The sequence below is a fragment of the Paenibacillus agilis genome (assembly GCF_007786455.1).
In the GTDB taxonomy this organism is placed as follows: domain Bacteria; phylum Bacillota; class Bacilli; order Paenibacillales; family Paenibacillaceae; genus Paenibacillus_B; species Paenibacillus_B agilis.
The window spans coordinates 1707082-1720291 of the sequence record NZ_VNJK01000001.1; the positions used below are offsets into that span (position 1 = coordinate 1707082).

Here is a 13210-nt window from a genome sequence, read left to right on the forward strand (position 1 = left end):
TCCCGGTAATGAATTGTGCTTAGCGCAATGTAACCCATTCATCTCTATGGATAACTTCAATCCGAGGTACGTTTAGTTTCTTCAATACATCAGCAGTTGTGCAGCCCGCCACTTGCATCAATTGGTCATGTTCATAATTGACGATTCCTCGACCGATGACTTTGCCGTCGATACCGGTTACTTCAACAACATCTCCTGCGTGAAAGTCTCCTTGAACAAGATGCACACCTACAGGGAGCAAGCTGGAGCCTTTGCCTAGTAAGGCTTGCTCTGCACCTGCGTCTACGACGATCGTGCCGAGCGGAGTAGAGTGGAAGCCCAGCCATTGTTTCTTGACAGGTAGGCCGTTCTGTTTTGTTGCAAAGTATGTGCCTGCACCAATTCCTTCTACCGCACGTCTCAAATCCCCATCTTGTTGAACGCTTCCAACGAATGCCTTAACACCGCCTCGCATTGCGATTTTAGCAGCATCCAATTTAGAGCGCATCCCGCCTGTACCAACAGAGCTTCCAGCTCCACCAGCATAACCGTAGATTTCTTCGGTAATCGTTTCAATATGTTCAAACTTCTTAGCATCCGGATCCTTGCGTGGGTCTGCTGTATACAGTCCATCTGTATCTGTAATAATGACTAGCTGGTTTGCATGTACGAGATTAGCTACAAGTGCTGATAATGTGTCATTATCACCGAACTTCAGCTCATCGACAGATACGGTATCATTTTCGTTGACGATAGGAATGACGCCTTGTTTGATTAATTCTTCAATAGTCATCCATGCATTATGTCCACGCTTGCGATTCGCAAAGTCCTGTCTTGTCAGTAAAATTTGCGCAGCAGTGACGCCTTGTGAATTAAGTTGTTCTTGATACGCTTGCATGAGGAGCGCTTGACCGACTGCTGCAGCTGCCTGCTTCTCATGAAGTTGTTTTGGACGAGTGCTGTAGCCGATTTGCGTAAAACCTGCTGCAACTGCACCAGATGTGACTAGAACGACTTGGTGTCCATTCGCTATGATTGAAAGGAGCTCATTAGCATAGAAGGCAATTTTGCTGCGATCTAATCCGCCTTGTTCGGACGTTAGTGAGCTGCTGCCTATTTTGACGACAATACGTTGATTCATCGGATTCACCTTCAATAATTCTTTAGGTTTGCAAGTGAAATAGGTACAAGCCATCTAAATCTAATCTGACGCTTTACCTAAGCAGAGAGTAGCTATATCCGGAAAGTTGTTTAGTTGTTTATGGAGCTGCCATTAACAAACAAAAAAAGACTTTCATCCAATAAAGGACGAAAGTCTTGGCTTCCGCGGTACCACCTTAGTTGAAGAAACGGAATGTGTTATGTAGATCTAGATAACATCCCAGGGTTCTTCCTGCTTTATCCAATAACGGAGGAGTTCCGTTCAGGTCAGGACTCATCGCATACATGTAACTCCACATGAGATGGCATATTGCCATGGCGACATGAATCCATGCTGACCGCTCAAGGGTAGGTTTCGACGAGGGGCTACGGCGGGGCTTTCAGCCGGTGGCTCCCGCTCTCTAATCGTGCCTTGCTCATGTACTGGTCCTGTCATCGCGTTTCAAGATTAGATTTCTTGTATTTCCACTGCTTAATTTCTCAGTAGTTTACCATGAGATAACATCGCTGTAAAGGAGTGAAACGCCAGCGTTTTTATTACAATCAGTTTGCGCGACTAGAGCGAACAATATTAGATTTGACATCATTGAAAAAATATATGTTGGATTACAGCAGTTATTATCACTGATTAACCAAATAATTTCAGCTTACCTATACGGTCTATAGCTTCTTGCAATCGTGACTGATCAGCGAGTAGGCCAACACGTACATAGCCTTCGCCATGTGTTCCGAAGCCAATTCCAGCTGCCACGACGACGTTTGCTTGTTCCAGGAGCAAATCGGCAAAGGAAGCAGAACTGTAGCCAGAAGGAACAGGCAGCCAGGCAAAAAAGGAACCTGGTGAAGGTTTGGCTTCCCAACCAATTGATTTCATGCTATCGAATAGTGTGTTGCGTCGTGTCTCGTACGTATGAACAAGATCATGTACACATTGTTGTGGTCCGTTAAGAGCCGCAGCTGCAGCATCTTGAACCGCTCCGAACAAACTAACATACATATGATCCTGCATCAGGTTAATGAGTTTTATTAATTCAGGATTACCGACAGCAAATGCTACACGCCACCCTGCCATGCTATACGTTTTGGACATCGTGTAGAATTCAATACCCACTTCCTTTGCACCAGGGGTTTGAAGGAAGCTAACAGGTGTATGGCCATCAAAGCCGATGGCGCCATAAGCAAAGTCGCTCGCCACAACAATTTGATTGCGCTCTGCAAACTCTACGGTTTGTTTATAAAAGGCTGCATTCGCGATCGCTGATGTCGGATTGTTTGGGTAATTTAAAAACATCAACTTAGCACGTTTTAAAGTTTCGCTTGAAATGGCATCATAATCTGGCAAATAGTCATTGGATTCCGTTAAAGGCATCATAGACATTTCAGCGCCAGATAGGACAACGCCAGACCAATAATCTGGGTAACCAGGATCGGGAACTAAGCATACATCCCCTGGATTGAGCAATATTTGACTAAGTTCAACGAGCCCTGTCTTTCCGCCAAACAAAACGGCTACTTCAGTCTCAGGATCAAGTTCAACTTGATAATCTTCGAAGTATCGTTTAGCAACAGCTTCCTTCAAAAAAGAAAAGCCGCTGAAGGGTGGGTAGCGATGATATATAGGCTTCTCTGCCGCCGTCTTCATCGCTTGAACAATATGATCGGGTGTGGGAAGGTCAGGATTACCTTGACCTAGATTAATGACATCATAACCTGCTGCCATGCGTGCATTCGCTTTTTTTACCAATTGTGCAAAAAACTGCGTCGGCAAATGCTGCATGCGCGACGCAGGAACGATAGGAAAGGAACTTTTAGAGCTTATGGTCATTTTTTCTCTCACACTCCGGAATATAATTTGACATGCCATGCTTATGCACGTGATTGGTGCAATGTTAGCTTCAGCGATTAGGCATCTATAATACTTGCCTTAAATCGATAATTTAGCATGTTTTTCCTAGTGTGTACAGCTTTTTTGCACAAATTAACGATCCTCAATTTTGAAGCTATTCATCCTAACTATTATTGTTGTTCCGCGCCCGGAAGCATTGGCTTCATCAGCTCTTCCATAAATGGTTGGACATTATGTTTAAATTCGAGTAGGAACGGTTTCCGCTCAGGTGTAAATACGAGTAACAAAGGCTTCTTGTCCGGACAATAAATGAGAAATACATCATTGGTTTGAAAATCAATTCTTGGCAGCTTCACCTGAAATGGATTGGCAAGGGCGATACGAACGATGTAACCACACTTACTTCCTATATTTAACTGTGGAGATAGGCCGGTGACCGATTGCAGCCATTTTGTCGCTTCTGCTTGAACGGCAGGCGTGTTAGGTAACGTCTTTACGATCCGCTCTTGCTGCATATCAAATAGTTGAACTTGCGGCAAAGGTTGTGATGTCTGCTCAGGTGAGGTAGCAGGAGCAAATCGCGTTTTCGTCATATGTTGATGTTCTGCAATCGCGCCAACAGCATTCGGCATTACGACAAGCAGGGCAGCACATAGTAAGGTACATATTTTGCGTAAAGTTTTGACTTGTGCAGCTGTAAAATTCATACTTCAACTCCTAACCATGGATCTATAGTGGCGAAATCATTAAGAAAACAACAAATTGTGAACATGAAACTGCTTTCCTTACTGTACCCAGCTTGACGTGTTTCCATGAAAGGGTATGATGGTAGAAACTACATATTTTGGAGGGTTGTCGATGAATAAGATGTGGAACGTATGTGCCATTCAAATGAATATTCGAATTGGAGAGCCGGAACGTAATGTAGATGAAGTTATAAAGCAGATTGAAGCGGCAGTTGCAGCTCATCAACCTGATGTTATTGTTCTTCCTGAAATGTGGAATACAGGCTATGCACTTGACCGTGTGCATGAGCTGGCAGATGAGGGTGGCAAGCAAACATTGCAGCTGCTGACAGAATTGGCATCTTTGCATCATGTTCATATTGTTGGGGGATCTGTAGCAATAAAAGAAGACGGACAAATTCGGAATCGGTCTTATGTTGTTAGTAAAGAAGGCAAGTTGATTTATTCCTATGACAAAGCACACTTATTTAAATTAATGGACGAACATGTTTACTTACATAGTGGGAATGAGCTGGGTATTTTCGAATTGGATGGAGTAAAATGCGGAATTATCATTTGCTATGATTTACGTTTCCCGGAATATATCCGCAGTTTGGCTTTGCAGCAGATTGAAGTGCTATTTGTCCCTGCTCAGTGGCCTAATCCGCGACTTCATCATTGGAAAACCTTGTTGACAGCACGGGCGATTGAGAACCAAATGTATGTAGTTGCTTGCAATCGGATGGGTACGAGTATCGGGTCGGACGGCAAGCCAACTTCTTTCTTTGGACACTCCACGATTATAGATCCGTGGGGAGAGTTGATCGCAGAAGGAGATGACCAGGAGCGTCTGGTTCACGGCGAACTCTCGATTTCATTGGTACAAGAAGTCCGCAGCCGAATTCCAGTATTCGAGGATAGACGTGAAAGTCTATATCGATTGCAGAAGTAGTTCGGGAGCGTATATACCTAAAATATAGTTAGGGAGGAGGGCTGTCCCTCCTCTTTTTAATCTATACCAATTATTTTCCACTCTCCATTATCATTCGGTCCAATTGTGAATCATGAAATGCTATCTTCTTCAACTGACTTACTTTCATCCGCCTCTGTGAAATTCCGCTATGTTATATTGGCATTTGTCGTAGCTGCCCGGACGCGATTGCCAAATTGAGCACCTAACGTATCTTGCAGCGTTTCTTTAAAAGCTTCCGCTGCCTTAGACATATATCTACCACTCCGATAGGCAAGTACGAGCGTACGAGAAGGCTGTCCTTCAAGCGCAACATATTGTGGAACGAACTCACTGCGCGGTGCTGTTGCAATAAAGGCTGGAACAAGTGCCACGCCCATTCCAGTAGCCACAAGGGATTGAACTGTTTCAATATTGCTGCTCTCAAACACGATCCGTGGCTCGAAGCCAGCTTGACTGCATAAATCCATCGTAATCTGTCGGAACCCTTGTCCTCGTTTTAAAAAAATAAAAGGCTCATCCTTAACATCTGCTAGTGGTATTCCAGTTGATAATTCAGAAATAGTCGCCGCAGCTAATCGGTGATTTCTCGGTACAGCCAGCACAATTTCTTCTTCCAATATAGGCTCATATTCGAGCGATGGATCTGACAAAGGAAGCGATAGCAGGCAAAGATCGTTTTTGCCTTGTGCTGTCAGTTTCACTAGATTTGAAGTCGACGGTTCTTCGGTAAGGACAAGTTCAATATCAGGATATCTGCGATGGAAAGAGGGCAGCACATGCGGCAGCAGGTGTGAGCCTGTAATAGGCATCGTGCCTATTGTGACCTTTCCGGCCTTGGTTTGCGAAATATCAAACATTTCTTTTTTGAGCTGTTCCAAGGAGTCGATAATCGCTTGTGCTCGTTCAACGAATACCGTTCCAGCATGTGTGAGCTCTACAGAATTGGTCGTTCGTTGGAACAATAGGACGCCTATTTCTTTCTCCAACTTGGATAGCTGTTGACTCAATGAAGGCTGCGCAATATGAAGCTTTTCCGCAGCGCGTGAGAAATTACGCTCTTCCGCAATCTGAATGGCGTATTGTAATTGTCGTATCTCCACCGTATTTCCTCCTCTTTATAGTCTTAACCTATCAATATTATAGATATTATATCTTGGAACAATTAAGAAAGAAATGATATATTGAGTCCCAAGATAAATAGATTGGCGCAGTCAATGCGGGACGAACGCATCTGATTCACAGAGAATTGTAAAGAGAGAAAAGCTGCATATCACTTGATGAGGTGAGGAAACATGTCAAAGAAGACGCTATACGAGAAAATTTGGGATCAGCATGTCATTGTACAGGAAACAGGAAAGCCTAGCATTCTATATATCGACTTGCATCTCGTTCATGAGGTTACTTCCCCGCAAGCATTTGAAGGCTTGCGTTTGAGCGGTCGCCAAGTTCGTCGTCCGGAATTGACTTATGCGACTATGGATCATAACGTTCCAACGAAAGATCGCTTCAACATTACAGACCCAATTTCCAAGCAGCAAATTGATACACTTTCACAGAACTGTGCTGATTTCGGTGTTCGTTTGTTCGATTTGAATGATATCGATCAAGGTGTTGTTCACGTAATGGGACCGGAAATTGGATTGACGCATCCAGGTAAGACCATCGTTTGCGGCGACAGCCATACTTCTACGCACGGTGCGTTTGGAGCATTGGCATTTGGTATTGGAACGAGTGAAGTGGAACACGTATTGGCGACGCAATGCTTGCAGCAAGCTACGTCTAAGACGATGGAAATTCGCTTTATAGGCAAGCGCAATGCAGGGGTAACGGCTAAGGATATGATTCTTGGCGTTATTGCTAAGTACGGAACGGACTTTGCAACTGGATACGTTATTGAATATACAGGTGATGCCATTCGTGAGCTTACGATGGAAGAGCGTATGACGGTTTGTAACATGTCTATCGAGGGTGGAGCCCGTGCTGGTCTAATTGCGCCGGATGAGACTACTTTCAATTATTTACGGGGTCGTCAATATGTGCCGCAAGACGAAGCTTACGATGCAGCAGTTGAGCGTTGGAAGCATTTTGTAACCGACGAGGGAGCTTTCTATGATGTTGTCATCGAGTTCGATGTTGAATCGTTAATTCCACAAGTAACATGGGGAACGAGTCCAGGTATGGGTACAGACATTACTGCCTCTGTTCCAAACCCTGCTGACTTCGAGACAGAGAACGAGCGTAAAGCATCTGAGAAGGCGTTGGAATATATGGCGCTTACGCCAGGTACACCAATGACAGAGATTGAAATTGATTATGTATTCATCGGATCATGTACAAATGGACGTATAGAAGACTTGCGCGCGGCTGCTGCTGTGGCTAAAGGTCATACGGTTAGTGAACGCGTAACCGCAATCGTTGTACCGGGCTCAGGTCGTGTTAAGATGCAGGCGGAACGTGAAGGTCTTGACCGCATTTTTACTGAAGCAGGATTTGAGTGGCGTGAAGCGGGTTGCAGTATGTGCTTAGCGATGAACCCAGACGTACTTCAACCAGGTCAGCGCTGCGCATCCACGTCGAACCGTAACTTTGAAGGCCGTCAAGGCCGTGGTGGACGTACGCATCTCGTATCTCCTGCAATGGCAGCAGCAGCTGCGATTAAGGGTCGATTCGTTGATGTACGCAGTTGGGAATTCAAAGCAGAAGTGTTGAACTAGTAGAGGAGGACGAACAGATGCAACCATTTACGAAACTAACAGGACTTGTTGCTCCTGTAGACCGAGTCAACGTTGATACAGATGCCATTATTCCTAAGCAATTTCTGAAGCGAATTGAACGCAGCGGCTTTGGCCAGTTCTTGTTCTTTGAATGGAGATTCGATGAGCAAGGAAATACGATTGAATCGTTTAATCTGAATAAACCGCGCTACCAAGGCGCATCGGTATTGCTCTCGAGAGCAAACTTTGGCTGTGGTTCTTCACGTGAGCATGCTCCATGGGCGATCTTGGATTTTGGCTTCCGCTGTGTAATTGCGCCATCGTATGCGGACATTTTTTATAACAACTGCTTCAAGAATGGTATTCTTCCTATTATCCTTTCAGAGGAGCAAGTAGAGGAGTTATTCCAACGTGCGGATAAGCATGAAGGTTATCAACTTCAAATTGATTTGGATAACAAATCGATTTCAGATGAACATGGACTTTCTTATTCCTTTGATCTAGATGAGCATCGCCGTCAATTCCTTCTCCAAGGCCTTGACGATATCGGCTTGACGCTAAAACATGATGACAAGATTGCTGCATATGAAGCATCCCATCAAGATCGTCTTGCGTATCCAGTTCAAGCTTAATTTTGGGTGATAAGAACATAGGGACATTAAAAACCGCATAAAATGCGGTTTTTTTGTTCATGTCATCATCTTTTTGGATTGGAAATCCTATAGAAGTGTTGTTATCTTACGTTGAAGATTTATTGAAGTAAGAAAATTAGCCTTTACAAACTGTGGATAATTGTGTATTTTGATATTAACAAGTTGATAATAACTAAAAGTTACTAACAGGTGGTAGTGATATGGAGCAAAGGGATATGAACGGACTGACTGAACAAGAATTTTTGAAGCAATATCGAGCGGGTGATTATGAACGCCCTTCAGTTGCTACGGATATGGCGATTTTCACCGTTACGGATTCCGAAGAGAGCAATTACCGCAAGCTGCCGAAGAAAGAGCTGCAAATCTTGCTTATTCAGCGTGGAGGGCATCCTTACCTGGGGAATTGGGCACTGCCAGGTGGCTTTGTTCGTCCTACGGAGACGACGGAACAGGCAGCACTGCGTGAACTGAAAGAAGAGACGAATGTGGACAATGTCTACTTGGAGCAGTTGTACACATTCAGTGATCCGGGACGTGATCCGCGTACATGGGTTATGAGCTGTTCCTACATGGCGTTGATAGACAGCTCTAAGGTACAGGTTAAGGCTGGGGATGATGCAGATAAAGCTTCATGGTTTAGCGTGAACTACCGATTATTGAAGGAGCAGAAGGAGCTTCTGGAGGACGGATTTATTAAGACTAAGCAGTATGAGTTAAAGCTTATTGGTCATGATGTGACGCTAACATCCGTGGTAGAGTGCACGATGACATCGACGGAAGCTACATCTGCTATGAAATATTCAATTATTTCGAATGAAGGCCTGGCCTTCGATCATGCCAAGATCATTAGCTATGCCATTGAGCGTCTGCGGGGGAAGGTAGAATATACGGATATTGCGCTGCATCTAATGCCTAAGTTGTTCACTTTAACGAACTTACAGCAAGTGTATGAGGTCATTCTGGACAAACAATTGTTGAAGGCGGCTTTCCGACGTAAAGTAGCTTATCTCGTGGAGGAAACCGATCACTACACTGAAAATGCTGGGCACCGTCCATCGCGGTTGTTCAGGAGAAATCGTGAGGGGATATGATGATTTACTCTTTAGTAGATTTGAAGCAAGCCTATCAGGCGGGCAAAAAATACAAGTATTTGTTTTTCTGGGGGCACAGGGCTCCTGCTAACGGTAGCATCAATCAAAGCTGTTTCAGCCAGTGGTGGAAGTGTCATTTCACTGTAGATGGTGAAACATATAGCTGCACCGAGCAGTTCATGATGGCGGAGAAGGCACGGCTGTTTCAGGATGTTGAAATGCTGAAGAAGATTATGAATGCCAAACATCCGAAGGAAATGAAAGCATACGGCCGTGCGGTAAGAAACTTTGATAACGACATTTGGAATCGTAACGGCTATGACATTGTGAAGCGCGGCAACTATGCAAAGTTTTCACAAAATATAGAACTTTGGCGTTATTTGAGAACGACGGAAAATAGAATATTGGTAGAAGCGAGCCCTGTTGATCGGATTTGGGGTATCGGAATGGCTCAGGGAGATCCCGCCGCAAGCAATCCTATGAAATGGAGAGGAACCAATTTACTCGGGTTTGCTCTGACAGAGGTAAGAGATCAGTTATTAGAGAAAGAAAGGGGAGTAATATGAGTCGCAAGCAAATTGCACAAGATACGCTTCGTTATATGGAGCAGGGCTATTATGCAATCAATGGCCAGAAAATAGAGTTCTCTAATTTGCAGAAATATTCAGAGGATAATAGTATTCTTATCACACCCGAGCGGGGAGTAGAACTGGTACGGGGTTGCGAGCCGCCGGCAGAAGGGAAACGAGCGGAGCAGCGAGTTACTAGAGAGGCTACGGTAAAAACGATACTGGACTTTGCTAACAGAGGGGCTAGTGGAGTCGGGTTACTTAACTTCGCAAGTGCGAAAAACCCCGGCGGTGGATTCCTGAACGGCGCTATGGCGCAGGAGGAAAGTCTGGCTGCTTCCAGTGGCCTATATCGAACTCAGCTACGTAATGAGGAGTATTATTTGGCTAACCGTGCTTGCAACACAATGATGTATACCGACTATGCTATTTATTCTCCCAATGTTGTATTTTTTCGAGATGAGCGGTTTGTATTGCTGGAGCAGCCGGTAATAGCTTCTGTATTGACACTGCCTGCCGTTAACTACGGACAAGTGTTATTAAAAGGTGAAGATAGCAACGAAGCTAAGCGGGTGATGAAGGATCGGATGCGTCTTGCTTTGGCTATTTTCGCGGATAGAGGGGATAAATACTTGATTCTTGGAGCGTATGGCTGTGGTGTATTCCGCAACCATCCAGTTGAGGTGGCTGGATGGTGGAAAGAATTGCTCGAAGATGATGGCTACAGCAAGTTATTTGATGAGATCGTGTTTGCAGTTCTGGATAACACAAAGGGTGGAGCATGTATACGAGCATTTGAAGATGCTTTTGGCAGAGTCAGCTTTTCTAGAGCTAGTTGCTACCGCATCTGATCCTGATGAGGGCGAGTTATGTTGGCGCAGGCTTTTCTAGGTGCGCCTTCTATTATTGTTATGGAGACGAGCCATTGAAGCATGTCGATCCTTTGAGGCGGAGCGTCTGAGAACTTTATTTGCACTATATGCACGTAGAAATACGATAATTATTGCAGATCATGACCCTAACGCTTGGATCTAAACCCAGCATTTAACAATGAAATCAGGTAAGCTGTATGATAATGCCACTTATTAAAATCTCGCAACTTTTTGCATTATTTCACGTCTAATCTTACGTCTGTATCATTGAAATTGTTCTCATAAGTTCAAAGAGACAGAACAACATGAAAGGATGTAGAGGTGAAGATGCAGCGAGAAAGAAAGTTCAGTGTTGGTTTGTTCTTAGTTATGATTATGTGTCTAGTTATTCCAGGCTGGGCACAAGCGCAAGCAGAAGCGCGTTTATACTTGGATGGGAGTTCCTTACATACGGATGAATCGATTCAAATCATTCAAGGCGTGGTAATGGTACCTATTCGGGTCGTATCTGAAGAACTGGGTTACCGTGTCAATTGGGAGGGAGGCAAGGAGCAGAAGGTACGTATCTCTGACAACTACAAAGATATTACTTTGGAAGTAGGTCATAAAAAGGGATATGTCAATGGTCAAGTGATTGATCTTGCTGTAGCTCCTAAGGTCGTAAATGGGACAACCCTGGTTCCGCTTCGATTTATTGGTGAAACGTTCGGACTGGTAGTTGATTGGGATAACGAAACGAAGTCTGTATATTTGTTCACACCTGATGGAAGTGGAAATGAAGTGCCTGAGCCACCTACAACGCCTGGTGAAGGCGAGGACGGCAATACAACTGGTAAGCCGAATTCTGATGATACTGAAGTCATTGATATGAATTTCTATGAGAACACGTTACATGTTGCTCTGGATCGAGAAGTTACACCTAAGATTATGACGATGAGTAATCCAGAGCGCATCGTTATAGACTTTCCTAAAGCAAACTTTTCAAAACAGTTTAGAGAGAAGTTTGGGTTCGAGGATCATATGGGACAAGGCACATTCTCGGTTTCTGATTATCCAGATGTGAAGCAAATTCGATTCTCACTCTTCAGCAATTCTCCAAACACGGTTCGCTTTGTCATTGATGCAACGCAAGCTCTCAGTTATCGTGTGAGCACATCTACTCAAGGTCTGGTATCGATAACTCTTGAGCATGGGACAGGACAAGGTAATAATAACGGTGGTTCCAACAATGGTAACAGTGGTGGCGATGGAGGCGGCTCTGTGAAACCACCAGTTGATCCGTCGAAACCAACACGTCCAGATGGCAAGTATGTAGTCGTTCTTGATGCAGGTCATGGAGCACATGATTCGGGTGCTGTAAGTGTCAAGAAACGCTACGAGAAGGATTTTAACCTGCAAATGGCGAAGAAGACAGCAGAGATCCTTCGCAAGGATAGTCGTTTCCATGTGGTAATGACTCGTGAAGAGGATAGATTCCTTGAGCTTAAGGACCGTGTTAAGATCGCAAATGATTTAAATGCTGATTTGTTTATTTCTTTCCATGGCAACAGTATTGCCGTTCCTAGTGTGAATGGTATCGAGACTTATTATTATCGTCCAGAAAGCAAAGCACTTGCTGAGGTAATGCATAAGTACATCATGAACGGAACGGACATGCGTGATCGAGGCGTGAAGAAAGGTAACTTCCACGTTATTCGAAACACGAAAATGCCTGGTGTACTGTTAGAACTAGGCTTCCTAACGAATGTAAGCGATGAGCAGAAGATGTTCAGCGCGGAATTCCAAAACCGTGTAGCAGGGCAAATTGTTAATGGAATTAAAGATTATCTTAATGTAAAATAATTCATCTTAATAATTTTGCAACCTGAACATATGTAAAAACGTTTAATATGGTATAAAAGGAGGTCATGTTACATGAAACGTAGGAACTGGATCATTCTAGCGACGCTTGTGCTTGCAATGAGCATCGTATCTGCTTGCGGCAATAAGTCGACTGCGCCTGCTCCGGCAGAACCGCCAGCGACGACCGGTCAGAATCCTCCGCCAACAACGGGTGAGCAGACTCCTGTGCAGCCTGAGCAGAAGCCAGAGGAAACGCCAAAACCAGAGAAAAAAGAACAGACGATTAAAGTATATATTTCTGACGATCAGTTGATGGAATTGAAATCATACGATAAATCGTTCTCCTACACGACTGACAAGGAAAGATTTGATGCAGTGCTAGCGGCATTGCAAAAAACGGACGTGCCTAATACGTATGCATTGTGGGAGCAAATTCAGTTTAAGTCTCACAAGTTCGATAACGGTACGTTAACGATTGACATTCATATTCCTGAAGGAGCAAACCTTGGTTCAGGCGGAGAGCAATTTGCACTTGATGCTTTGACTCAAACATTGTTCCAATTTGAAGATGTGAAAGCAATTGATATTTTAATAGATGGTCAAGCAACAGAGAGTTTGATGGGGCATGTGACATTGGAACATCCAATCAAGCGACCGTAAAATGATGTTTAACGGGTAGTTAAATATGTATGACAATCGACAACAGGGGCAGGAGATGCCCCTGTTGTTGTCGAATAAGTACATATTTGGACGATTAGATAATTGGGAGATTAAGGAGATGCGTC

12 protein-coding genes are annotated in these 13210 nt (G+C 44.2%); 8 read left to right on the plus strand and 4 right to left on the minus strand.

Annotation, left to right across the window (positions count from 1 at the left end; translation table 11 throughout):
• Window positions 1-19: 19 nt before the first annotated feature.
• The 3 genes from proB to FPZ44_RS07670 all read right to left on the minus strand — a co-directional run bounded on the left by proB (window position 20) and on the right by FPZ44_RS07670 (window position 3693).
• Complete coding sequence (gene proB, locus FPZ44_RS07660; protein WP_144988920.1) at window positions 20-1120, minus strand: glutamate 5-kinase; 1101 nt, start codon at window positions 1118-1120, stop codon at window positions 20-22.
• A gap of 648 nt (window positions 1121-1768) precedes the next feature.
• Window positions 1769-2965, minus strand: coding sequence for a pyridoxal phosphate-dependent aminotransferase (locus FPZ44_RS07665; protein ID WP_144988923.1), 1197 nt, complete (start codon window positions 2963-2965; stop codon window positions 1769-1771).
• Window positions 2966-3156: 191 nt separating this feature from the next.
• Window positions 3157-3693 carry a type IV secretion system protein VirB6 gene (locus FPZ44_RS07670; protein WP_144988926.1) on the minus strand — a complete coding sequence of 179 codons (537 nt, stop codon included), beginning with the start codon at window positions 3691-3693 and terminating at the stop codon, window positions 3157-3159.
• A gap of 151 nt (window positions 3694-3844) precedes the next feature.
• Here FPZ44_RS07670 and FPZ44_RS07675 point away from each other — a divergent pair, with 151 nt between their 5' ends.
• Window positions 3845-4663 (plus strand): carbon-nitrogen family hydrolase, encoded by an 819-nt coding sequence (locus FPZ44_RS07675; protein ID WP_144988930.1) that lies wholly within the window; start codon window positions 3845-3847, stop codon window positions 4661-4663.
• Between the two features lie 167 nt (window positions 4664-4830).
• On the opposite strand, the gene FPZ44_RS07680 is transcribed toward FPZ44_RS07675, so the two are convergent.
• The gene (locus tag FPZ44_RS07680; RefSeq protein ID WP_144988931.1) at window positions 4831-5784 is read right to left on the minus strand and encodes a LysR family transcriptional regulator; all 954 of its coding nucleotides are present in this window, start codon (window positions 5782-5784) and stop codon (window positions 4831-4833) included.
• Between the two features lie 192 nt (window positions 5785-5976).
• Here FPZ44_RS07680 and leuC point away from each other — a divergent pair, with 192 nt between their 5' ends.
• The 7 genes from leuC to FPZ44_RS07715 all read left to right on the plus strand — a co-directional run bounded on the left by leuC (window position 5977) and on the right by FPZ44_RS07715 (window position 13085).
• Window positions 5977-7398 (plus strand): 3-isopropylmalate dehydratase large subunit, encoded by a 1422-nt coding sequence (leuC, locus tag FPZ44_RS07685; protein WP_144988934.1) that lies wholly within the window; start codon window positions 5977-5979, stop codon window positions 7396-7398.
• A 17-nt stretch (window positions 7399-7415) separates the two neighbouring features.
• Window positions 7416-8030, plus strand: coding sequence for a 3-isopropylmalate dehydratase small subunit (gene leuD, locus FPZ44_RS07690; RefSeq protein WP_144988936.1), 615 nt, complete (start codon window positions 7416-7418; stop codon window positions 8028-8030).
• A gap of 221 nt (window positions 8031-8251) precedes the next feature.
• Entirely contained in the window at window positions 8252-9142 is an 891-nt protein-coding gene (locus tag FPZ44_RS07695) for an NUDIX hydrolase (RefSeq protein WP_144988939.1), read from the plus strand.
• The gene (locus FPZ44_RS07700) at window positions 9142-9708 is read left to right on the plus strand and encodes an NADAR family protein (protein WP_144991735.1); all 567 of its coding nucleotides are present in this window, start codon (window positions 9142-9144) and stop codon (window positions 9706-9708) included. The genes FPZ44_RS07695 and FPZ44_RS07700 overlap by 1 nt, the downstream gene beginning before the upstream one ends.
• The gene (locus tag FPZ44_RS07705) at window positions 9705-10562 is read left to right on the plus strand and encodes a TIGR02452 family protein (protein WP_144988942.1); all 858 of its coding nucleotides are present in this window, start codon (window positions 9705-9707) and stop codon (window positions 10560-10562) included. The genes FPZ44_RS07700 and FPZ44_RS07705 overlap by 4 nt, the downstream gene beginning before the upstream one ends.
• 348 nt (window positions 10563-10910) lie before the next feature.
• A complete protein-coding gene (locus FPZ44_RS07710; RefSeq protein ID WP_144988945.1) occupies window positions 10911-12425 on the plus strand; it encodes an N-acetylmuramoyl-L-alanine amidase family protein in 1515 nt (504 codons plus the stop codon).
• A gap of 72 nt (window positions 12426-12497) precedes the next feature.
• Window positions 12498-13085, plus strand: coding sequence for a GerMN domain-containing protein (locus tag FPZ44_RS07715; RefSeq protein WP_144988949.1), 588 nt, complete (start codon window positions 12498-12500; stop codon window positions 13083-13085).
• Window positions 13086-13210: the final 125 nt, after the last annotated feature.

What these genes read in the sequence shown, in the direction of transcription:
- proB (WP_144988920.1), bottom strand. Translation starts at nt 1,120, where the DNA reads ATGAATCAACGTATTGTCGTCAAAATAGGCAGCAGCTCACTAACGTCC.
- FPZ44_RS07665 (WP_144988923.1), bottom strand. Translation starts at nt 2,965, where the DNA reads ATGACCATAAGCTCTAAAAGTTCCTTTCCTATCGTTCCTGCGTCGCGC.
- FPZ44_RS07670 (WP_144988926.1), bottom strand. Translation starts at nt 3,693, where the DNA reads ATGAATTTTACAGCTGCACAAGTCAAAACTTTACGCAAAATATGTACC.
- FPZ44_RS07675 (WP_144988930.1), top strand. Translation starts at nt 3,845, where the DNA reads ATGAATAAGATGTGGAACGTATGTGCCATTCAAATGAATATTCGAATT.
- leuC (WP_144988934.1), top strand. Translation starts at nt 5,977, where the DNA reads ATGTCAAAGAAGACGCTATACGAGAAAATTTGGGATCAGCATGTCATT.
- leuD (WP_144988936.1), top strand. Translation starts at nt 7,416, where the DNA reads ATGCAACCATTTACGAAACTAACAGGACTTGTTGCTCCTGTAGACCGA.
- FPZ44_RS07695 (WP_144988939.1), top strand. Translation starts at nt 8,252, where the DNA reads ATGGAGCAAAGGGATATGAACGGACTGACTGAACAAGAATTTTTGAAG.
- FPZ44_RS07700 (WP_144991735.1), top strand. Translation starts at nt 9,142, where the DNA reads ATGATTTACTCTTTAGTAGATTTGAAGCAAGCCTATCAGGCGGGCAAA.
- FPZ44_RS07705 (WP_144988942.1), top strand. Translation starts at nt 9,705, where the DNA reads ATGAGTCGCAAGCAAATTGCACAAGATACGCTTCGTTATATGGAGCAG.
- FPZ44_RS07710 (WP_144988945.1), top strand. Translation starts at nt 10,911, where the DNA reads ATGCAGCGAGAAAGAAAGTTCAGTGTTGGTTTGTTCTTAGTTATGATT.
- FPZ44_RS07715 (WP_144988949.1), top strand. Translation starts at nt 12,498, where the DNA reads ATGAAACGTAGGAACTGGATCATTCTAGCGACGCTTGTGCTTGCAATG.